Origin of the sequence: Nocardioides sp. JQ2195, assembly GCF_012272695.1 — a bacterium.
GTDB lineage: Bacteria > Actinomycetota > Actinomycetes > Propionibacteriales > Nocardioidaceae > Nocardioides.
On sequence record NZ_CP050902.1, the window covers coordinates 3,954,498 to 3,975,813 of the forward strand.

General features: G+C 69.7%; 20 protein-coding genes. 6 read left to right on the forward strand and 14 right to left on the reverse strand.

Annotated elements, in window-relative coordinates; translation table 11 throughout:
- Positions 1-21: 21 nt before the first annotated feature.
- Positions 22-1,038 (forward strand): LLM class flavin-dependent oxidoreductase, encoded by a 1,017-nt coding sequence (locus tag ncot_RS18795; protein WP_168618979.1) that lies wholly within the window; start codon positions 22-24, stop codon positions 1,036-1,038.
- A 14-nt stretch (positions 1,039-1,052) separates the two neighbouring features.
- Here the strand turns inward: ncot_RS18795 and ncot_RS18800 are convergent, their stop codons facing one another.
- From ncot_RS18800 to ncot_RS18825, 6 genes are read right to left on the reverse strand one after another with little or no spacing between them, the layout of a single operon-like run.
- Positions 1,053-2,012: a cation diffusion facilitator family transporter gene (locus ncot_RS18800; RefSeq protein WP_206065044.1), complete on the reverse strand. Its 960-nt coding sequence runs from the start codon at positions 2,010-2,012 to the stop codon at positions 1,053-1,055.
- A 31-nt stretch (positions 2,013-2,043) separates the two neighbouring features.
- Positions 2,044-2,844, reverse strand: a complete 801-nt coding sequence (locus ncot_RS18805; RefSeq protein ID WP_168618980.1) for a putative hydro-lyase — start codon at positions 2,842-2,844, stop codon at positions 2,044-2,046.
- A complete protein-coding gene (locus ncot_RS18810; RefSeq protein WP_168618981.1) occupies positions 2,837-3,736 on the reverse strand; it encodes a biotin-dependent carboxyltransferase family protein in 900 nt (299 codons plus the stop codon). The genes ncot_RS18805 and ncot_RS18810 overlap by 8 nt, the downstream gene beginning before the upstream one ends.
- 4 nt (positions 3,737-3,740) lie before the next feature.
- Positions 3,741-4,349, reverse strand: coding sequence for a 5-oxoprolinase subunit PxpB (pxpB, locus tag ncot_RS18815; RefSeq protein ID WP_168618982.1), 609 nt, complete (start codon positions 4,347-4,349; stop codon positions 3,741-3,743).
- Positions 4,346-5,125 carry a 5-oxoprolinase subunit PxpA gene (locus ncot_RS18820; RefSeq protein ID WP_168619464.1) on the reverse strand — a complete coding sequence of 260 codons (780 nt, stop codon included), beginning with the start codon at positions 5,123-5,125 and terminating at the stop codon, positions 4,346-4,348. The genes pxpB and ncot_RS18820 overlap by 4 nt, the downstream gene beginning before the upstream one ends.
- A gap of 5 nt (positions 5,126-5,130) precedes the next feature.
- Positions 5,131-6,375, reverse strand: a complete 1,245-nt coding sequence (locus ncot_RS18825) for an NRAMP family divalent metal transporter (protein ID WP_168618983.1) — start codon at positions 6,373-6,375, stop codon at positions 5,131-5,133.
- Between the two features lie 109 nt (positions 6,376-6,484).
- Between ncot_RS18825 and ncot_RS18830 the strand changes: the two genes are divergently transcribed.
- Positions 6,485-7,171: a GntR family transcriptional regulator gene (locus tag ncot_RS18830; RefSeq protein WP_168618984.1), complete on the forward strand. Its 687-nt coding sequence runs from the start codon at positions 6,485-6,487 to the stop codon at positions 7,169-7,171.
- Here the strand turns inward: ncot_RS18830 and ncot_RS18835 are convergent.
- Positions 7,150-8,823: a long-chain fatty acid--CoA ligase gene (locus tag ncot_RS18835; RefSeq protein ID WP_168618985.1), complete on the reverse strand. Its 1,674-nt coding sequence runs from the start codon at positions 8,821-8,823 to the stop codon at positions 7,150-7,152. The genes ncot_RS18830 and ncot_RS18835 overlap by 22 nt on opposite strands.
- 118 nt (positions 8,824-8,941) lie before the next feature.
- On the opposite strand from ncot_RS18835, the gene ncot_RS18840 reads away from it, so the two are divergent.
- On the forward strand, positions 8,942-10,387 hold the full coding sequence (locus tag ncot_RS18840; protein ID WP_168618986.1) for an NAD(P)/FAD-dependent oxidoreductase: 1,446 nt from the start codon (positions 8,942-8,944) through the stop codon (positions 10,385-10,387).
- Between the two features lie 33 nt (positions 10,388-10,420).
- Here ncot_RS18840 and ncot_RS18845 read toward each other — a convergent pair whose 3' ends face one another.
- Entirely contained in the window at positions 10,421-11,716 is a 1,296-nt protein-coding gene (locus tag ncot_RS18845) for an ArsB/NhaD family transporter (RefSeq protein WP_346766628.1), read from the reverse strand.
- Positions 11,713-12,174, reverse strand: a complete 462-nt coding sequence (locus ncot_RS18850) for a TrkA C-terminal domain-containing protein (RefSeq protein ID WP_168618987.1) — start codon at positions 12,172-12,174, stop codon at positions 11,713-11,715. Before ncot_RS18850 ends, ncot_RS18845 begins: the two co-directional genes overlap by 4 nt.
- Positions 12,175-12,308: 134 nt before the next feature.
- Here ncot_RS18850 and ncot_RS18855 point away from each other — a divergent pair, with 134 nt between their 5' ends.
- The gene (locus ncot_RS18855) at positions 12,309-14,057 is read left to right on the forward strand and encodes a pyruvate dehydrogenase (protein WP_168618988.1); all 1,749 of its coding nucleotides are present in this window, start codon (positions 12,309-12,311) and stop codon (positions 14,055-14,057) included.
- A gap of 18 nt (positions 14,058-14,075) precedes the next feature.
- On the opposite strand, the gene ncot_RS18860 is transcribed toward ncot_RS18855, so the two are convergent.
- A complete protein-coding gene (locus ncot_RS18860; RefSeq protein WP_168618989.1) occupies positions 14,076-15,407 on the reverse strand; it encodes an MFS transporter in 1,332 nt (443 codons plus the stop codon).
- Between the two features lie 24 nt (positions 15,408-15,431).
- A complete protein-coding gene (locus tag ncot_RS18865; RefSeq protein WP_206065045.1) occupies positions 15,432-15,968 on the reverse strand; it encodes a nuclear transport factor 2 family protein in 537 nt (178 codons plus the stop codon).
- 83 nt (positions 15,969-16,051) lie between these two features.
- Between ncot_RS18865 and ncot_RS18870 the strand changes: the two genes are divergently transcribed.
- On the forward strand, positions 16,052-16,945 hold the full coding sequence (locus tag ncot_RS18870; protein ID WP_168618990.1) for a LysR substrate-binding domain-containing protein: 894 nt from the start codon (positions 16,052-16,054) through the stop codon (positions 16,943-16,945).
- Positions 16,946-17,001: 56 nt separating this feature from the next.
- The gene (locus tag ncot_RS18875) at positions 17,002-17,754 is read left to right on the forward strand and encodes an alpha/beta fold hydrolase (RefSeq protein WP_168618991.1); all 753 of its coding nucleotides are present in this window, start codon (positions 17,002-17,004) and stop codon (positions 17,752-17,754) included.
- Between the two features lie 211 nt (positions 17,755-17,965).
- On the opposite strand, the gene ncot_RS18880 is transcribed toward ncot_RS18875, so the two are convergent.
- From ncot_RS18880 to ncot_RS18890, 3 genes are read right to left on the reverse strand one after another with little or no spacing between them, the layout of a single operon-like run.
- A complete protein-coding gene (locus ncot_RS18880) occupies positions 17,966-19,264 on the reverse strand; it encodes a lipase family protein (protein WP_168618992.1) in 1,299 nt (432 codons plus the stop codon).
- Positions 19,261-20,088 carry an SDR family oxidoreductase gene (locus ncot_RS18885; protein WP_168618993.1) on the reverse strand — a complete coding sequence of 276 codons (828 nt, stop codon included), beginning with the start codon at positions 20,086-20,088 and terminating at the stop codon, positions 19,261-19,263. Before ncot_RS18885 ends, ncot_RS18880 begins: the two co-directional genes overlap by 4 nt.
- 8 nt (positions 20,089-20,096) lie before the next feature.
- On the reverse strand, positions 20,097-21,248 hold the full coding sequence (locus tag ncot_RS18890) for a hypothetical protein (protein ID WP_168618994.1): 1,152 nt from the start codon (positions 21,246-21,248) through the stop codon (positions 20,097-20,099).
- Positions 21,249-21,316: the final 68 nt, after the last annotated feature.

The following is a 21,316-nucleotide window of genomic DNA, read 5'->3' on the forward strand; positions in this document are numbered from 1 at the left end:
CCGCAGATTGTTGTGCCTGACATGAAGAACATCGGCTTCCTCTCGTTCGGACACTGGACCCCCTCACCCCAGTCCCAGGTGCGTACGGCCTCCGACGCACTGCTGCAGTCGATCGACCTGGCCGTGGCGGCCGAGGAGGTCGGCGCGGATGGTGCGTACTTCCGGGTGCACCACTTCGCCCGCCAGCTCGCCTCGCCGTTCCCCCTGCTGGCCGCGATCGGCGCCCGCACCAGCCGGATCGAGATCGGCACCGGCGTGATCGACATGCGTTACGAGAACCCGATGTACATGACCGAGGACGCCGGCGCCGCGGACCTGATCTCCGGTGGCCGGTTGCAGCTCGGCATCAGCCGCGGATCACCGGAGCAGGTGATCGACGGCTTCCGGCACTTCGGTCACGAGCCGGCGGGCGATGACCACGCCGCGATGGCCCGGGAGCACACCCGCGTGTTCCTGGAGCAGCTCGAGGGCAAGGGCTTCGCCCAGCCCAACCCGCGACCGATGTTCCCGAACCCACCCGGCCTGCTGCGTCTCGAGCCACATGCACCGGGCCTGCGCGACCGGATCTGGTGGGGCGCCGGCTCCCGGGCCACCGCCGTGTGGACCGCGCAGCAGGGGATGAACCTGATGAGCTCGACGCTGCTCACCGAGGACACCGGAGTGCCGTTCCACCAGCTGCAGGCCGAGCAGATCCAGATGTTCCGCGACGCCTGGCGGGCCGCCGGCCACCAGCGCGAGCCCCGGGTGTCGGTCAGCCGCAGCATCTTCCCCCTCGTCAGCGCGATGGACCGTGCGTACTTCGGGGGCGACGCGACCAGCCACGACCAGGTCGGCCACCTCGAGGGCGGCCGGGCCCGCTTCGGCAAGTCGTACGCCGCAGAGCCGGACCAGCTCGTCAAGGACCTGGCCGAGGACGAGGCCATCGCCGCGGCCGACACGTTGCTGCTGACCCTGCCCAACCAGCTCGGCGTCGACTACAACGCCCAGGTGCTCGACAACATCATGCGCCACGTCGCTACCGAGCTCGGCTGGCGCTGAGTCCGCGTCGCGGACTACAGCGTCGGCTCGCTCGGGACGGCAAGGGTGAGCACGGCATCCTCGATCATGGTCTCCTGCTCCAGCTCGGCCTCCAGGGCCCGCAGCCGGATCGCGAGCTCGGTCTCCCGGTCATCTCCGGTGAGATCGACCGCGGCCACGATGAAGAACCGGTGCGGGCCGACGTACTCCACGTGGAGGTAGCTGACCCGGTTGATCTCCGGGCGCCGTTTGAGGGTGGCCAGGATCCGCGCCTCGAGCTCGGGCGAGATCTCCTGCCCGAGCAGGTAGTCCATGTTGCGGCGCATCAGGAAGATCGCCACCACGCCGAGCAGCAGACCGACCGCGATGGAGCCGATGGCGTCGTAGACCGGGTCGCCGGTCAGCTGGTGCATCCCGATGCCGCCGGCGGCGAGCAGCAGGCCGAGGATCGCGGCGGAGTCCTCCATGAACACCGCGCGCAGCGTGGAGTCCGAGGTTCGGTCCACGAACTTCAGTGGCCGCATGCCCCAGCTGCTCGCCTCCCCCACCACCTGTCGGGTGGCCTGGACCAGCGAGGTCCCCTCAAACAGGAAGGCCACGCCGAGGACGACGTAGTTGATCACGTAGTCGGGGGCCTCGGCCTCGCCGGTGAGCTCGGTGATGCCGTGCCACAACGAGACCACGGAGCCTGCGGCGAAGAGGCCGAAGGCAGCCACCAACGACCAGACGTACGTCGCCCTGCCGTATCCGCGCGGGTGGCTCTCGTCGGCCCGGCGCCGACCGGCCCGCTCGGCGAACAGCAGGAACACCTCGTTGCCGGTGTCAGCCCACGAGTGCGCCGCCTCCGCGAGCATCGCTGCCGATCCGGTCACGGTGGCGGCCACCGACTTGGCCACCGCGACCAGGGCGTTGGCCACCAGCGCGACGATCACGGTGAGCAAGGACCCGGACGACTCTGTGGTCTGATTCCGGGTGGTCTGCTTCTGGCCAGCCACCCGCCCAGTGTTGCACCACGGCCCGAAGCGGTCAGGGGACGAGGTGGTCGCTGTCGCGCGCGTCCGTGATCGCCATGTGTCCGGGCGCGTGCCCGATCGCGAAGGCAGGGCGCGACGCCATCACCGCGGCCTGGGGCGTGACGCCGCAGGCCCAGAACACCGGGACCTCGCCGGGGCGGACGTCGACGGCGTCGCCGAAGTCGGGCGTCGCGAGGTCACTGATGCCGAGTGCGGCCGGGTCGCCGACATGCACCGGCGCCCCGTGCACGGCCGGGTAGCGCGAGGTCACCCGAACCGCGGTGGCCACCTGGGCCGCCGGCACCGGTCGCATCGAGACCACGAGCGGTCCGGTCAACGAGCCCGCCGGTCGACAGTCGATCGACGTCCGGAACATCGGCACGTTGCGACCCTGCTCGAGGTGTCGCACCGGAACGCCGGCCTCGAGCAGCGCGGCCTCGAAGGTGAACGAGCAACCGATCAGGAACGCGACCAGGTCGTCGCGCCAGAAGGCGGTCGCATCGGCGACCTCGGCGACCGGCCGACCGTGCTCATAGATGACGTACGCCGGCAGGTCGGTGCGCAGGTCGCCGTCGAAGATCGCGGCACCGACCTCGCCGGGCTCGGTCACCTCGAGCACCGGGCAGGGTTTCGGGTTGCGCTGGGCGAACAGCAGGAAGTCGTAGGCCAGGTCGCGCGGCAGCGCGATCAGGTTGGCCTGGGTGAAGCCGGCGCTCCAGCCCGACGTGGGCACTCGCAACCCGGCGCGGAACAGCCCGCGCGCCGCGGTCGGCGAGAGCGTCGCGGGGTCGCGGGGGGCCCGGGGCTCAGTCATCGAGATCGCCTCCCGGTGTCGCGACGCGCACGAACCGGATCCGTTGTCCGGGACGAGCCTGGGCGGCCTTGGGGATGTCGGCGGACAGCACCACCGCCACCACCGGGTAGCCGCCGGTGACCGGGTGGTCGGCCAGGAACAGCGTCGGTTGCCCGGTCGGCGGCACCTGCAAGGCACCGCACACCATCCCCTCGCTGGAGAGCTCGTCGGTCCGTGAGCGCGTCAGCTCGGGCCCGGACAACCGCATGCCCACCCGGTTGCTGTCGGTGGTCACCTTGTAGCTGTCGCCGACCAGCGCATCCAGCGCGTCCTCGGTGAACCAGTCCGCGCGCGGACCGTCGACGACACGCAGCACGATGTCGGCGGCCTCGGGCGGGCAGACCGGCGCCAGGTCGGTCTCGGGCAGGTTGCCGGCCGGAGCCCCGACGGGCAGCCGCATGCCCGCGGCCAGGGGGTCGGGACCGATGCCGGCCATCATGTCGGTGGAGCGCGACTGCAGCACCTCGGGGACGGCGATGCCTCCGCGCACCGCCAGATAGCTGCGCAGCCCGCTGGACGGTACGCCGAGGCTCAGTGTCGCACCGTCCGGCACCCAGACCGCGGAGTACGCCGCGAACGTGCGCGGTTGCTCGTCGGGCGCTCGGACCACCATCGGGCACGGCGCCCCGGTCAGGGCGACGTAGACGCCTCCCTCCGCGCGGAGCTCCAGGCCACCGAAGGTCACCTCGATCACGGCCGCGTCCTCGTCGTTGCCGACCAGTCGATTGGCCAGTCGATGGGAGGGACGGTCGGCAGCACCCGACTGGCCGACCCCCAGGGCAGCCAGGCCCGGCCGACCCCGGTCCTGGACGGTGGACAGGGGCCCCGCGGCGACGACCTTGAGAGTGCACATGGTCCTAGGCTTCCACGAAGCGCACACGGATGCCGGGGACCAGCAGTGCCGGCGGATCACGGTCGAGGTCCCAGGCGGTGGCCGTCGTGTGCCCGATCAGCTGCCAGCCTCCCGGGGACTCCCGCGGGTAGACGCCGGTGAACTCCCCGGCCAGCGCGACCGCGCCGGCCGGCACCTTCGTCCGAGGGTTGTCGCGGCGCGGCACGTGGAGCCGGTCGTCGGTGCCGACCAGGTAGCCGAAGCCCGGGGCGAACCCGCAGAAGGCGACCGTCCACTCCTGTCCGGTGTGGGCCTCGATGACCTCGCGTTCGCCCAAGCCGGTCAGTCGACCCACGTCCGCCAGGTCCTCGCCGTCGTAGGTCACCGGGATCTCGATGTGGCCGACGTCAGGTCGGGTGCCGGGTCGTGGCTCGGCCTCGAGGACGGCCTTCGCCACGCGCTGGAGGTCGGTGCGCGCCGGGTCCGTCCGGAGCAGCAGCGTGTTGGCTGCCGGCACCAGGTCGACGACGCCCTCGGGCGGGGTGTCGACCAGCTCGGCGTAGAGGGCGAGCACCTGCTCGAGGTCGTCGAGCTCGACCAGCAGTCCTTGGTCGGCGCAGGGGAACAGCTTCATGGCGTTTCCTCGCCCGGGTCGACGAAGGGGCGGACCGCCACGCCCGCCTCGTCGAGGCGTTGTCGCACCCGCTCAGCGGTCGCAACGGCTTCGGCGTTGTCGCCGTGGACGCACAGGGAGTCGGGGGTGACCTCGATGATCGATCCGTCGACCGCCTCCACCTCGTGCTGGGTGGCCATCCGCACGCACCGCTCGGCGATCTGGTCCGAGTCGTGGAGCACGGCCCCCGGCTCGCGGCGCGAGACCAGCGTCCCGTCGGGGTTGTAGGCCCGGTCGGCGAACGCCTCCCGGACGACCGTCAGGCCCTCCTCCTCCGCCAACCGGAGCCAGGCCGACCCCGGGAGCCCGAGCACAGGCAGCGTCGGGTCGTAGCGGCGTACCGCCTCGACGACCGCGGCGGCCTGCTCCTCGTGGTGCACGATCGCGTTGTAGAGCGCGCCGTGCGGCTTGACGTAGCGCACCCGGCTGCCGGCGACGCGGGCGAAGGCCTCGAGCGCACCGATCTGGTAGAGGACGTCGTCGGTCAGCGCGGCCGGCTCCATGTCGATGAAGCGGCGACCGAAACCGGCGAGGTCGCGGTAGCCCACCTGTGCCCCGATCGCGACACCGCGCTCGGCGGCGCGTTGGCAGGAGTGCCGCAGCACCGAGGGGTCGCCGGCGTGGAAGCCACAGGCCACGTTGGCGCTGGTGACCATCTCGAGCAGGGCGTCGTCGTCGCCGAGGGTCCAGCGGCCGAAGCTCTCGCCGAGGTCAGCGTTGACGTCGATCGTCTGCATGCTCATCACCACAGTTCCTTGATGCCACCCAGGCTCTCCCAGCCCAGGTAGATCGTCAGGGCCCAGACCAGGACGCCGACGACCAGGAGCCACTGGGGGTAACGGTAGCCGTGCAGCAGGTCGCCCGAGCGCCGGAACGCGACCCACAGGATCACGGCCAGGCCGACCGGCAGGATCAGGCCGTTGAGGGCCCCGGCGAGCACGAGCAGGGTGACCGGCGCCTTGCCGAGTGCCAGGAACGCCACCGCACACACCGCGATGAAGGCGACCACGGCGTAGTTGCGCTTGCGGTCCGAGCCCTTCAGCGCGCCGGAGAAGAACGACACCGAGGTGTAGGACGCACCGACGACGGAGGTGATGCTGGCCGCCCAGAGGATGACACCGAAGATCCGCACGCCGGCGTCGCCCATCACGTGCTCGAAGGCAGTCGCGGTGGGGTTGTCGTCACCCAGGGCCACGCCGCCGGCGACCACGCCGAGGATCGCCAGGAAGAGCAGCGCACGCATGACACCGGTGACCAGGATGCCGGTGATCGACCCTCGGCTGATCATCTTGACCTGCTCGGGGCCGGTGATGCCGGAGTCGACGAGTCGGTGCGCGCCGGCGTAGGTGATGTAGCCGCCGACGGTGCCACCGATGAGGGTGGTGATGATCAGGAAGTCGACGTCGTCGGGGAGCACGGTCTGCTTCAGCGCATCTCCGGCAGGCGGGTCGGAGGCGATCGCGGCGAAGAGCACCATGCCGATCATCACCGCGCCCAGGACCACGACGATGCGGTCCATCGCGACGCCGGCCCGCTTGCTGAGGAAGACCCCGATCGCGATGACCGCGGAGATCGCGCCACCGGCCTTCACGTCGAGGCCGAACATCGCGTTCATGCCGAGCGCGGTGCCGCCGATGTTGCCGATGTTGAAGACCAGGCCGCCGAGGAACACCAGGACTGCCAGGAACCAGCCGGCGCCCGGGATGACCTTGTTGGCCAGGTCCTGGGCGTGCATCCCGGCGAGACCGATCACGCGCCACACGTTCAGCTGGACCGCGATGTCGACGAGGATCGAGAGCAGGATGGCGAAGGCGAAGGCCGCGCCCATCTGCTCGGTGAAGACCGTGGTCTGCGTGATGAAGCCGGGACCGATCGCGCTGGTCGCCATCAGGAACATGGCGCCGAGGAGGGCGCCCTTGCCGGCAGCGGCGCGGGCGCCGCCCGCGACCGGACGGCCGGTGGGTTCGTTTGTCGTGGTGTCGTTCATTGCGGGTTCCTCACCTTCGACGGTAGCCGGTCGGAAGAGACCGGGGTCACACCAGAATGAGGGATTGTTCAACAATTCGTCAATACCCATTTTGATCTAGACTGCTCGCATGACCGCAGGATGGATGGAGGAGCTCGGCGCCGAGCGCGCCTCACTGGGGCGTGCGAGCACGGCCGCGCGCGTCGCCGACGTGCTGCGGTCCCACGTCACCCAGGGCCGGCTCCTGCCCGGCACCCGGTTGTCCGAGGAGGAGATCGGGGCCGCCCTCGGCGTCTCCCGCAACACCTTGCGCGAGGCGTTCCGGCTGCTCACCCATGAGCGCCTGCTGACCCACGAGTTCAACCGCGGCGTGTTCGTCCGCAGGCTCGACGCCGACGACGTGCGCGACCTCTATGCCTTCCGCCGCATCATCGAGTGCGGCGCGATCCGCCGAGGCGCTGTGCTCGGCCGGCTCGGTGGCGCCCCGCTCGAGGCCGTCCGCCGAGCCGTCGTCTCGGGTGAGCAGGCCGCCCGGGCCGATGACTGGAACGGTGTCGGAACCGCGAACATGGCCTTTCACCAAGCGGTGTCCGCGCTGTCGGACAGCCCCCGCGTCGACGAGACGATGCGGCACCTGCTGGCCGAGCTGCGCCTCGTGTTCCACGCGATGGCCGCTCCGAAGGAGTTCCACCAGCCCTACCTCGAGGACAACCGGGCGATCCTCGAGCTGCTCACCGCCGGAGACCACGAGGGCGCTGTCGCGGCCCTGCTGGACTACTTCGACGCCGCCGAGGCTCAGCTGGTCGCCGCGGTCTGAGAGCTGGGGGTCGGGCCGTCGAGCTCGACCACCTCGAGCTCACCGTCGGCGTAGCGCGCCCGGATCACCTTCTTGTCGAACTTGCCGACACTCGTCTTGGGCACTTCGTCGATGAAGGCCCAGTGCTCGGGGAGCTGCCACTTCGCGAACCGGTCCGCGAGCGAGGCGCGCAGGCCCTCGGCGTCGGCGCTGGCGCCCTCGCTGAGCACGACCGCCACCAACGGACGCTCGTCCCAGGCCTCGTCCGGCACACCGACGACCGCCGCCTCCACCACGTCCGGGTGGGACATCACCGCGTTCTCCAGGTCGACGGACGAGATCCACTCCCCACCCGACTTGATCACGTCCTTCGAGCGGTCGACGAGGGTCAGGTAGCCGTTCGCGGTGATCTTCCCGACGTCACCGGTGCGCAGCCAGCCGTCGTGGAACTTCTCCGGCTCCACGACCGTGTCGTCCGGTGAGTAGTAGGACCCGGCGATCCACGGCCCCTTCACCTCGAGCTCACCGAGTGACTCACCGTCGTGGGGCACGACGTTGCCGTCGTCGTCGATGAGCCGGGCCTGGACCGACGCCGCGAACTGCCCCTGGCTGATCCGGAAGTCCCAGGCCTCCTCGTCGGTCGCCCCGGCCGGAGGATGGGCCACCGAGCCCAGCGGCGAGGTCTCGGTCATCCCCCAGGCGTGGAGGACGCGGACTCCGTGCTCGTCGTCGAACGCCTTCATCATCGACGGCGGGACCGCCGAGCCACCGACGATCACCTCCCGCAGGTGCGTGATGTCCTGCGGATGCGCGGCGAGCTGGCCGAGGACCCCGGTCCAGATGGTCGGCACAGCCGCCGCGAAGGTCGGCCTCTCCGCCGCCATCATCGCGAGGAGCGGCTCGGGCTGGAGGAACCGGTCGGGCATCAGCAGCGACGCACCGCACATCAGGGCGGCGTACGGAATGCCCCAGGCGTTGGCGTGGAACATCGGCACGATCGCCAGCACGTCGTCCCGCTCGGAGAGCGCCATGCCGTCGGTGGTGCAGACCTGCATCGAGTGCAGCACGCTCGAGCGGTGCGAGTAGGCCACGCCCTTGGGCTCCCCGGTGGTGCCGGAGGTGTAGCACATCGCCGCCGCCATGCGCTCGTCGACGACCGGGAAGTCGAACTCCTCGGACTGCGCGGCCAGCAGCTCGTCGTACGCATGGACGGTGACCCCGGCCGGCACCTCCAGGGCGCTGGCGTCGCCGTTGGCCACGATCACGTGCTCGACGGACTTCAGCCCGGGCAGCAGCGGTCCGAAGAGGGGCAGCAGCGAGCCGTCGACGATGACCACCTTGTCCTCGGCGTGGTTGGCCACGAAGGTCAGCTGCTCCGGGAACAACCGGATGTTCAGCGCGTGCAGCACCGAACCCATGGCCGGGACCGCGTTGTAGGCGACGAAGTGCTCGTTGTTGTTCCACATGAACGTGGCGACCCGATCGGTCTGCTCGACGCCCAGGTCACGCAGGCCGTTGGCGAGTCGCCCGGCCTGCCTGCCCATCTCGCCGTAGGTCATCCGGCGCACCCCGGAGCCGGTCCAGGTGGCCACCTCCGAGTCGGCCTTCGCCGTCATCGCGTGGCGGAGGATCGTGGCCAGGGACAGGGGCTCGTCCTGCATCGTGCTCAGCATGGACACCATCATGACCACAGCCGGTGTCGCGCGCATCACATTCGAGCAAGTTGACGCGCGCGCCGCCAGCAGGCGTACTTGACCCGGGGAGAGCAGCGAATCGAGCCAGGAGCCACGCGTGTCACCACGAATTGTCATCATCGGAGCCGGCTTCGGTGGGCTCGCCGCCGCAGTCGAGCTGAAGAAGGCCGGGTACGACGACCTCGTCATCCTCGAGAAGGGCGACGACGTCGGCGGCGTGTGGCGTGAGAACACCTACCCGGGCGCGGCCTGCGACGTGCCGTCGCCGTTCTACTCCTACTCGTGGGAGCCCAACCCGCGCTGGCCGCACCGCTTCTCGCGCCAGCCCGCGATCCTCGACTACATCCGCGACGTCGCCGACAAGCACGACCTGCGCCGCCACCTGCGCACCGGCGTCGAGGTCACCGCTGCGGCCTACGACGAGGGCGGTCGCACCTGGACCGTCACGGTGGACGACGGCTCGAGCCTCGAGTGCGACGTCCTGGTGCCCGCCGTCGGGCAGCTCTCCCGCCCAGGCTTCGCGAAGATCCCCGGGCGCGAGTCGTTCGCCGGCGAGTCGTTCCACTCCGCCGAGTGGAACCACGACGTCGACCTCGCCGGCAAGCGCGTGGCCGTCATCGGGACCGGCGCCAGCGCAGTCCAGTTCATCCCGGCGATCCAGCCCGACGTCGCCCACCTCGACGTCTTCCAGCGCTCCGCGCCGTACATCATCCCGAGGCCGGACCGGAAGTTCAGCGAGCGCCACCACAGGGTGTTCACCAAGCTCCCCCTCACCCAGCTCGCCGAGCGGGGCACCTGGTACGGCGTGGTCGAGACCCTCAGCGTCGCCTGGGTCTACTCCAAGCCCTTGGCCAAGGTGATCGAGAAGGCCAGCCGGCTGCACATGAAGCGGCAGACGAGGTCGAGGCCGGGTCTGTTCGAGAAGGTGTGGCCCGACTACCCGATCGGCTGCAAGCGGATCCTGTTCTCCAACAACTACCTCCCCGCCCTGGCGCAGCCGAACGTCGACCTGGTCACCGACGGGATCAGCGAGATCGTGCCCGACGGCGTGGTCACCGCCGACGGCGCGCACCATCCCGCCGACGTGCTCATCTGGGGCACCGGCTTCAAGGCCACCGAGTTCCTCGCGCCGATCACCTTCACCGGCGTCGACGGTGCCGACCTGCACAAGACCTGGTCCGCGGGCGCCCGTGCCTACTACGGCCTGTCCGTGCCGGGGTTCCCCAACCTGGTGATCATGTACGGCCCCAACACCAACACCGGTGGTGGCTCGGTGATCTACTTCCTGGAGGCGCAGGCGCGCCACCTGCGCGACTACGTCGACCGGATGGTCGCCGTCGGCGCCCCGCTGAGCGTCAAACCCTCCGTGGAGCAGGAGTACGACGACCGCGTGCAGCGCGAGCTGTCCGGCTCGGTGTGGGCAGGGTGCACGTCGTGGTACCGCCAGGCCGACGGACGGATCACCACCAACTGGCCCCTCCTCGGCGTCGAGTACAAGAGGCAGGCCCGCTTCGTCGCCGACGACTACGAAGTCCTGTCCTGACGCGCCGGCCGTGAGGCTCGCCCGCGCGGGCCGTCAGGCCAGCGCGAAGTAGCGGAGATAGACGTAGACCCAGGCCACCAGGAGCGTGGCCACCGTGGTGACGATGCCGTACTTGGTGAACTGCCAGAAGGTGATCGGCTCCCCGGCCTTGGCGGCGATGCCGAGAACCACCACGTTGGCACCAGCGGCCACGGCGGTGGCGTTGCCGCCGAGGTCGGCCCCGAAGACGAACGCCCACCACAGCGGACTCTCCGCGCCTTCGTGCGGACCGCTGGCGACCATGTCCTCGACGATCGGCACCATCGCGGTCGTGTAGGGAATGTTGTCGACGAACGCGCCGACGATCCCCGAGCCGAACAGCAGCACCGTCGAGGCGAGCAGCTCCCGGTCACCCATCGCCTCGGCGGCGATCTCACCGACCCGGCCGATCACACCGACCTGCACCAGTGAGCCGACCAGCACGAACAGCGCCATGAAGAAGGCCAGGGTCCCCCACTCCACCTCCTCGAGGAACTCCTCCGGCTCGGTGCGCGAGACCAGGACCGTGGCACCGGCGCCCATCATCGCGACGGTCGAGGGATCCATGTGCAGCACCGTGTGCAGGCTGAAGGCCACCATCACCACGCCGAGCACGACCAGGCACCGCACCAGCATCCGCATGTTGGTGATCGCGTCCCGTGGGCGCAGGTCCCCGAGCGCGCCGTTGACGTCGACCGGAGCGCTCAGGTCCTTGCGGAACAACCAGCGCGCCATCACGATGAACCCGGCCAGCAGGATGACGGTCAGCGGCAGCGAGTGCACCAGGAAGTCGTCGAAGCTCAGGCCCGCGCGACTGCCGATGATGATGTTCGGCGGGTCACCGATCAGGGTCGCCGTGCCCCCGATGTTGGAGGCCAGGATCAGCGAGATGAGGTACGGCGCCGAGGGCAGCCCCAGCTGCCGGCAGACGGAGAGCGTGACCGGTGCGACCAGCAGCACGCAGGTGACGTTGTCGAGGATCGGCGCGACGGTCGCGGAGACCAGCACCAGCAGGACGAGCAGCTTGTAGGGCTCGCCGCCCGACTTGTACGCCGCCCACAGGGCGAGGAACTCGAAGAGACCGGTCTGCTTCAGCACACCGACGATGACCATCATGCCGAAGAGCAGGAAGATGACGTTCCAGTCGATCCCGGTCTCGTGGTTGAAGAAGGCCGAGTTGGCGTCGATCAGGCCGATCGTCGTCATCGCTGCGACGCCGCCGAGTGCGGCGGCGACACGGTGCACCCGCTCGGTGGCGATCAGCGCGTAGGTGACGATGAAGATGGAGAGCGCGGCGCTGGTCAGGATCACGCGGTTCTCCTCGGCACGCCCAGTGCCTCGGCCGAGTTGGTGGGCTCCATGGCTGCGTACCAGTGCGCCAGCCGGCCGAAGCGACTCACCGACTTCAGCCGGTCCTCGACCTCTCCCACCTGGTCGCGGGCGGCGACCACGAGGACGTGGTCGCCGGTGCGCAGGGTGTCGCGCCAAGTCGGCACGAACACCTCCTTCCCGCGCGTCACCAGGGACACCGCGGAGCCGGGCGGCAGCCGGACCTCTCCCACCTCGACGCCCGACAGCCTCGACCCGGGCTCGACCTCGAAGCGGAGGAGCTGTGCGTCGAGGCGGTCGAGGGTGGCGAAGCCGATCGAGACCCGGTGGACGAAGCTGCCCTTCTCCACCCAGCGCGGCTGGCGTCCCCGTCCGATCGCCAGCCCCACGGCAAAGCCGATGGCAGCACACAGCATCCCCACCGACACGGCCAACTCCATTCCCCCAGTGAATCGGCGCCGTCGCGACCGAGGAATAGGCACCGTTCCCCATTTCCGGCGGTCGATCGCCCTCGCGGTGCACCGGACAACGGGACATACTCGGGAATCCAGCTGCCCAGCACCAGGAGGTCCTCGTGGCCAAGGAGCTAGCCACCCAGTTCGTGGAACAACTGCAGTCCGCGGGCGTCAGCCGCATCTACGGGATCGTCGGCGACAGCCTGAACCCGATCGTCGACGCCGTTCGACGAAGTGGTGGTGCCGACCGTGGCGGCATCGACTGGGTGCACGTGCGCCACGAGGAGGCCGCCGCGTTCGCGGCCTCCGCGGAGGCCCAGCTGACCGGCAAGCTCGCGGTCTGCGCCGGCTCCTGCGGCCCGGGCAACCTGCACCTGATCAACGGCCTGTACGACGCCAACCGCTCCGGCGCGCCCGTCCTCGCCCTGGCCTCCCACATCCCGAGCGTGCAGATCGGCAGCGGCTTCTTCCAGGAGACCCACCCGGACCGGATCTTCAACGAGTGCTCGGTCTACTCCGAGATGGTGAGCACCACCGACCAGGCACCCCGGGTCGTGCACTCAGCGATCCAGCACGCGGTGGCCAGGCGGGGCGTCTCGGTGGTCACCCTGCCCGGCGACATCGCCGACCTCGAGGCCACCGCCCCGACACCCTCGTGCCGCCCGTTGGAGCCGGGATCGCTCACCCCGTCGCCGGCCAGCCTCCAAGCACTCGCCGACGCGATCAACGACGCCGACAGCGTGGCGATCTTCGCCGGCATCGGTGTCGAGGGCGCCCACGACGAGGTGATCGAGCTGGCCGCACGGATCAATGCGCCGATCGGCCACTCCCTGCGCGGCAAGGACTTCATCCAGTACGACAACCCCTACGACATCGGCATGACCGGCCTGCTCGGCTACGGCGCGGCCGCCGAGGGCATCGAGGACGCCGACCTGCTGATCCTGCTCGGCACCGACTTCCCCTACGACCAGTTCCTGCCCGACACCCGCACCGCACAGGTCGACCGCACGGCCGAGCACATCGGACGCCGCACCGAGGTCGACGTACCCGTCCACGCCGACGTGCTGCCGACGCTGCGCGCCCTGATGCCGCTGGTCGAGGAGAAGACGAGCGACCGCTTCCTCAACCGGATCCTGAAGAAGCACGACAAGCTGATGAACAAGGCGGTCGGCGCCTACACCCGCAAGGTCGACAAGATCATCCCCATCCACCCCGAGCACGCCGCCTCGGTGCTCGACGACGTCGCCGACGAGGACGCGATCTTCACCGCCGACACCGGCATGTGCAACGTGTGGACAGCCCGCTACATCAGGCCCCTGGGCACCCGCCGCCTGATCGGCTCCTACCTGCACGGCTCCATGGCCAACGCGCTCCCGCACGCGATCGGGGCCCAGGTCAGCCACCCCGGTCGCCAGGTCATCTCGGTCTCCGGTGACGGTGGGCTGTCGATGCTGCTCGGTGAGCTGGTCACCGCTGCGTCGTTGAGGATCCCGGTGAAGGTGGTGGTCTTCAACAACTCCACCCTCGGCATGGTGAAGCTCGAGATGCTGGTCGAGGGGTTGCCGGACTTCGGGGTCGACGTGCCCGACACCAACTACGCGGCCGTTGCCGAGGCGATGGGATTCCACGCCCGGCGAGTGGTCAGGCCGACGGACCTGGAGGACGCCTACCGGGCGGCCTTCGCCCACGACGGGCCGGCCCTGGTGGAGGTCATCACCGACCCCCAGGCCCTGTCCATCCCACCCAGGATCAAGGGTGGCCAAGTCCTCGGCTTCGCCACCGCGATGAGCAAGATCGTGCTCAACAAGGGGGCCGGCGAGGCGGTCAGCATGGCGCGCAGCAACATGCGCAACCTGCCCCGCGGCTGAGGCGGCGCGACGGTCGGATCAGTCGGAGAGCGCCGTGCGCGCCGTCTCGGGCGCCTTCCAACCGGCGGTGATCGTGATCAGGCCGAGCCCCATCACGTAGAGCGCCACCGGCCACCAGGCGCCACCGGCCGCAGTCGAGAGGGCGACCGCGATGAACGGTCCGAACCCGCCGAACACCACCGCGGCCACCTCGCGGCTGATCGCGGCCCCGCTGTAGCGCGACTTCGTGCTGAACAGCTCGGCCAGGAGCACACCCTGGACGCCGAAGGCGATGCCGACGCTGCCACCCTGCGCAACGGCCAGGGCCACCATCGCCCATCCCGGCTGGTCGGTGTTGACCAGCCAGAAGAACGGGAAGGCGAAGAGGATCGCGAAACCGGCTCCGACCATCAGCACCGTACGTCGCCCGACGGAGTCGGAGACGCGTCCGGCGATCGGCGCCACGACCATCACGGTGATGCCGGCGACGATCAGGCCGAAGCTGCCGACGGAGGCGTCGTACCCGCGCTCCTTGAGGTAGGACAGGGCGAAGACCTGGTAGAGGTGGCTCAGCGCGAGCGGGGCGGCGACCAGTCCACCGACCAGCACCATGGTGCGCCACTCGTTGCGGAACAGGGTGGTCAGCGGGGCGCGGTCCTCGGGCTCGGTGTCGCTGACCTCGCGCTCGAACTCGGGGGTCTCCTCGAGGTGCATGCGGATCCACAGGCCGAGGCCGACGAGGACCAGGCTGGCCAGGAACGGCACCCGCCAACCCCACGAGATGAACTGTGCCTCGGTGGTGATCGCCGTCATCAGCAGGATGGCGGCCGACGAGAGGACCAGTCCGAGGTAGACGCCGGCCGCGGAGAGGGAACCGTAGAGCCCGCGACGGTTGTCGGGCGCGTACTCGACCGCGAAGACGGAAGCACCGCTGTACTCGGCACCCGAACCCATGCCCTGGAGCAGGCGGGTCAGCACCAGCAGCACCGGGGCCCAGACACCGATGACGGAGTGCGACGGGATCAGCGCCATGCAGGCGGTCGCCAGTCCCATCAGGAGCAGCGTGGCAACCAGGGCGGGACGACGCCCGTACTTGTCACCGATGCGGCCGAAGACGATGGCGCCGAAGGGGCGGGCCACGAAGCCGGCACCGAAGGTCGCCATCGCCAGCAGCAGCGACACCGACGGGTTCTCGCTGGGGAAGAAGACCACGCTGAAGACCAGCGCCGAGGCCGCGCCGTAGAGGAAGTAGTCGTACCACTCGAGGGCCGAGCCCATGAGCACGGCTCCGGCCACCCTGGCCAAGGTCTTCCGGTCCGGGTTCTTCTGGGTCACGCCTTCGGGCAGGCGGTCGTTGATCATGTCGGTCATCTGGCTCTCCGGTGAAGGGATGGGTCAGTGGTCGGCGCGACGCTCGAGCGTGCGCGGGTCGGCGGCAGCACGTGCCGCCTCGTGGTCGAAGCGACCGCTGGCCCAGCCCGTGGCGAGCGGGGACCAGAAGAAGAAGGTGACCTTGCGCTCGACGAAGCGCCAACGGCCGTCGTCGCAGCGGCGCATCCGGTCGGCGTACCGTCCGGCGGCGATGTGGGCGACGCCGTCGACGACGCAGGGCTGGTCGAGCCAGGTCTGGCCGGTGGCCTCGTCGCCGTCGAGGTCGATGGTCTCGTTGCTGCTGAAGTGCCACCACGCCTCGAGCGAACCCTCCTGGAGGGTCGGGAAGAAGGTGCGCAGCTCGTCGCGACCACGGGCGGTGGAGAGACCGACGAAGGCGCCGTCCTCGGTGAAGAGCTCGGCGAGCTCGTCCCAGTGCCCGTCATCGAGAAGTTGGCAGTAGCGGGCGCGGAGCTGGCCGATCTCGTGGAGATCCTCCAGGCGCGCGACGCGTTCAGCCAGGTCCATCGTGGTCTCCTGCTCGTGTGTGGTTCCGGTCACGTGAAACATCGACGGTAGGCAGTGCCGAGTCATAGGGGAAGTATCTATTTGCGACCTCACCTAGACGCTGGGAGTATGTGTCGATGGACCTGCGTCATCTCCGCTACTTCGTGGCCGTCGCCGAGGAGCTGAACTTCAGCCGTGCCGCCGCACGCCTGCACATGGCTCAGCCGCCGCTGTCGCAGACGATCAAGCAGCTCGAGCACGAGCTCGGCTTCGCCCTCCTACGGCGTACGACGCGCCGGGTGGAGCTGACTGCGGCAGGGGTCGCCTTCCTCGAGGATGCGCAGGAGATCCTGGCCGCGGTCGACACCGCCGGCGACCGTGCCGCCAGGGTGGCGGCAGGTCGCCTCGGTCGCCTCGTCGTCGGCTGTGTCGGGTCGACCACCTACTCGCTGCTGCCGCAGCTGGCCCGACGGATGAGGTCCGAGCTGCCCGACGTCGAGTTCGCGTTCCGGGGAGAGATGCTCTCGCCCGACCAGGTCGACGCACTCCGGGAGGGCAGTCTCGACCTCGGCGTGATGCGGCGTCCGGCCGACACGGCCGGTCTCTCCCTCACGTCGATCCGGCAGGAGCGGATGTGGGCCGCCGTCCCCCACGACCACCCGTTGGCAGCGCGCGACGAGCTGCGGCTCGAGGACCTCCACGACGAGGAGCTCATCGTGCACGCGGGTGCCGGCCGGTCGGTGATGAGCGGGCTGGTGCACGACATGTTCCGGGAGGCCGGCCTGACTGCGGTCGTCGCGCACGAGGTGGCGGAGACCTCGACCCTGGTCACCTTCGTGGCCGGCGGACTGGGCATCGCGGTCGTGCCCGAGCCCACGGCAGCACTGGCGGTTCCCGGCGTGGTCTACCTGCCCCTGGCCGACGTCCCCGACTCCGAGCTCGTCGCCGCCACCCGCGCTGGCGACGAGAGCCCTGTGCTGGTGCGGGCCCTGGGCGTTCTCACCGAGCTCGCGGCACCGATCAGCGAGTGACCTCGGCCTCCGGCACAATTGGGCCTCGTGACCAGGTCGAGCAGTGGAGACAATCCGTGACCGCGCCCGTGGTGCTGATCTCTCCCGCGATGGCGATCGGCTCCGGCTACTACCGCCTGCTGGTCGAGGAGCTCGAGTCACGAGGCTGGGCGGCGCAGGCCCTGACCCGACGCGGCTTCGAGGCCGACGGCCGACGCGCCTCGCGCGAGCACGACTGGTCGTATGCCGACGAGATCGACGACATCGAGGACGCCGTCGCGAAGGCGCGTGCCGAGCACCCGGCTCGGCCGGTGCAGTTGCTGGGTCACAGCCTCGGCGGCCAGCTGGTGGTCGGCCACGAGCTCAACCGCACTCCGGTCGACGGCGTGATCACGGTCGGTGCCTCGCTTCCCCACCACCGCCACCACCCCTTCGGCGGGCCGCACCTCGTGGTCATGGGCGGGCTGATCGTGCCGGTGCTCACCACGCTGTTCGGCCACCTGCCCAAGCCGGCGTTCGGCGCACCGGGTGCACGCACGATGATGCGTGAGTGGGGCCGGATGGTGCTCACCGGACGAACGCCGTACCGCTCGGACAAGCGGGTCACCACGCCGTCCCTGGTGATCAGCCTCGAGGACGACACGATGGCACCGGTCGGCTCGGTCGACGCCTTCGCGCAGCGTCTCTTCGAGCGCGAGGCCGTGACCCGGTGGCACTACCGCAACGACGACGTCCTGCCCGACAACAGCAACGACCACATCGGTTGGGCCCGCGGGAGCAGGCAGGTGGTCGACCGCATCGTCGAGTGGTGGAGCCGGGTCAACCGGTAGGAACCCAGTTGCGCGTCAGAGGCGCGGGCCCGGCGGGGTCAGGTCGAGAGAGTCGGTCGGCCGTGCCATCTCGTCGACGAACGTGGCGATGTCCTCGAGCACGTCAGGGTTGTTCATCACGTGTCCCAGCAGTCGGTGGTTGTGGAGCGCGGACAGTCTGCCGCACCCCAGCTCGCGGAGCAGAACCGGGCCCGGTGTGACGTTGCGCGCGTCACCCGGCGCGACCGACCACGGTCTTCGCGGCTGCGCCGAGCATCCGCGCGAAGCCGGCCCACGCGCGCAGTGAGAGCGCGACTGACGTCACGGTCTCCGTGCCGTTCTCGATGTCGGCTCCCTCGAAGCGCTGCTCCATCCACTCCATCATCACCGGCATCGCCAGCACCATCAGGCTGAGGTGCTCGCTCAACCGATCCCGCACGTAGCGGACGTCGGCGCCCTCGTCCAGGTACGCACGAACCTGGGTGTCGACCTCGTCGACGTCGATGATCTGGTCGTTCACCGACTGCACCACCAGCAAGGGACACCGCGGCACGTGGCTGCCCAGCCTGAGGTCGTCGAAGACGTGCAGGATCTCGGGCGTGGCCAGGACATCGGCGAGAGGTGAGTCCAGGTAGTCGTCGAAGTCGTTGAAGGCGTGGGTGGCGACCGCGACGACCGTGGTCTGCTCCTCCAGAGCGTCGAGGCGACGGATGCCGTCGACGCTGGCGTGCTCCTTGATCACCCGGTCGAGGCCGGGGTAGATGTGGCGCAGGCCGGCCACGACCAGGGCCGGGAGGCCGGCGTTGAGCCCACCGTTCAGCTTGATGAAGGCCTGCCCGGGGTCACCCACGGGGGAACCCGCGACGGCACCCACGACGGAGAGCTCCGGGGCATAGGTCGGCGCCATCTCGGCGGCCCAGGCCGTGGCCATGCCACCTCCCGAGTAGCCGAACAGGGCCACGTCGGTGTCCGCGTCGAGGTCCAGGGCAGGAAACGCGAGGGCGGCACGGATCCCGTCGAGGGTCCGGAAGCCGGGCTCACGCGGGGCGGCGAAGTAGCCGCCACGTCCTTCGTGGTCGGCGATCGTCAACACGTGGCCGCGCTCGAGGAGCGAGGCCATCAGCATCAGCTCGAGCTGTGGCAGTGCTCCCCAGGAGCGCGCCCCGGGGCGCAGGGCGTAGGACGGGAAGCAGCGGTCGGCGACCGCGTCGATCGCGCACTGGTAGGCGATCAGTCCCTGGGGACGCGCCTCGTCACGACGACGGGGCACGATCACGGTGCTGACGGCGACCTCGGGTCGACCGTGCAGGTCGGTGCTGCGGTAGGCGAGCTGCCAGGCGGTCAGGCCACGCTGCGGGATCAGGCCGAGGAAGCCCACCCGCACCTGGCGGCTGCGGATGATCGTGCCCGGGCTCAACCGGGCCAGGTCACCCGGCGCATCGTGGAAGGGGTCCTCGCTCGGCAGCAGGGGGCGGCGTACGTCGGTCTCGTCCGAGTGCGGCACGATCCACTCGTGGGCCGTGGCGCTCATGCCTGCTCCTGCTTGGCCAGCATCCTCTTCTGCGCACGACGCCCCTGCGCGACGACCAGCGGCACGGCGGCGACACCGAACTCCGGGATGAAGTCCCCGGCCCGGGCCACCAGCCCGCGCCACTTCGGCACGATCGCGACCAGCTTCGGCTTGTCGAGGGTCCTGCGCACGGCGTCGACGACCTCGTCGGGCTGCAGCAGCTTGCCGGAGAACGAGAGGGCCGCCGACGGGTCGGTGAGCTTGTCGTGGAGCATCGGCGTCCAGATGCCGTCGGGACACACGCAGGAGATGTCGACGTCCTTGACGCCGGCCGCCTTGAGGTCGGCCACCGTGCTCAGGCTGAAGCCCATCACCGCGTGCTTGGAGGCTGCGTAGACCGCTTCGCCCGTCACTGCGGTGATCCCGGCCAGGGACGCGATGTTGACGATGTGACCGCCGCCCTTGCCGCGCATCGCCTCCAGCGCGGCGACCGTGCCGTTGATGGTGCCGATCGCGTTCACCTCGAGCATCAGCCTCCGCGCGGCCTCGTCCTGCTCCCAGGCCGGGCCGGTGACCAGCACGCCGGCGTTGTTCACCCAGACGTCCAACCCGCCGGCGCGTCCGACGATCTCGTCACGGGCCGCCTCGACCTGGGCATGATTGCGTACGTCGACCGCGCGCGAGGTGGCACCGCCACCGATCTCGTCGGCGGCTGCCTTGGCGGCCACCTCGTCGACGTCGGTGACCAGGACCTGGTGGCCGCGGTCGACGAGCAGTCGGGCGATCTCCTTGCCGAGTCCTCGCCCGGCGCCGGTGACGACGGCGCCCCTGCGCTCGCTGCTCACAGCGCCACTCAACGCGGGTCCGCGGTGATCGTGCCGTAGTCGATGCCACCGTGCAGATAGGTGGGCACGACCGGCCAGAACCGCTTCCACGGCACCATCTCGGTGCTGGGCAGGATCTGCAGCCAGCGGGGGTCGTCCTTGCAGGGATCAGCCAGCTTCTTCTCCTTGATCATGGAGTCGTACTGGTCGAGGGAGTCCTCGAGGGTGTTGGCGTTCGGGCAGATCTCGCGACCGAACTGCTCGTGGTAGCGCTTCACACCGGGGATCTTCGACAGCTCGGGCTGCCAGTTGTCGAGCGAGATGCCGTTCTCGGAGGAGACCCACACGCCGTCCGGGGTGTTGATCACCAGCGAGTGGTTGCCGTCGGTGTGCCCGGGCGTCCAGAGCAACGCGATCCCGGGGCCGAGCTCGATGTCACCGTCGAAGGTGGCGAACTTGTCGGGGTCGACGCCGCCGAGGCCACCGTCGACGTACCACGCCCACTGCATCGGGTGCAGCGACTGCAGGGTGGCCAGCTCGCGTGAGTGCACGAGCATCTTGGCGTCACCGAACAGCGGTTGGCGCGGCGCGGTCTCGCCCTCGATCACCTCGGTCGAGCCGAGGATCATCCGCGGGTCCTGCACGTGCAGGTGGTCGAAGGTGCAGAAGTCGATGTCCTCAGGAGCCAGGCCCAGCTGGCGCAGCACGTCGCTCGGCTCGTTGTAGTACTTGAGCATGAGCTTCTCGGCGAGCTTGCTGCCGGGGATCTTGTCCATCAGCTTCTGCAGGTTGCTGTAGAACGGGGCCTCGGCGGAGCCGTCCGGCATGGTCGGCTCGAAGACCAGGGTGCGCGGCGTGCCGTTCCAGTCGTCGTACTGCACGACGATCATCCGGTTGATCATCGAGATCAGCGGCAGCGTCGGGATGGAGACGGCGTCGTGGAAGGCGTAGTTGACCGGGTAGGGCGCAGCGGCGATGTCGACGGACTTCACCGCGCGGACCTGGCCCTGCTCCTTGAAGCGGGCCTTGTAGGCGGTGGCCGCCTCACGGACGGCGCGCAGTCGCTCACCGCGTGGCCAGACGTCGTGGACGCCGTCGAACTCCGGGATCGTGCGCGCGCCGATGGCGGCGAGATCCGCTGAATCGGCCGGGGCTGACGTGGCCTGTGCTGTCTTCGTCATCGCTGCTCTCCTGCTCAGAACTGGACCGTGCGCGGTCAAGCGTGCAGCGCGATCCCGGCAAAAACTTG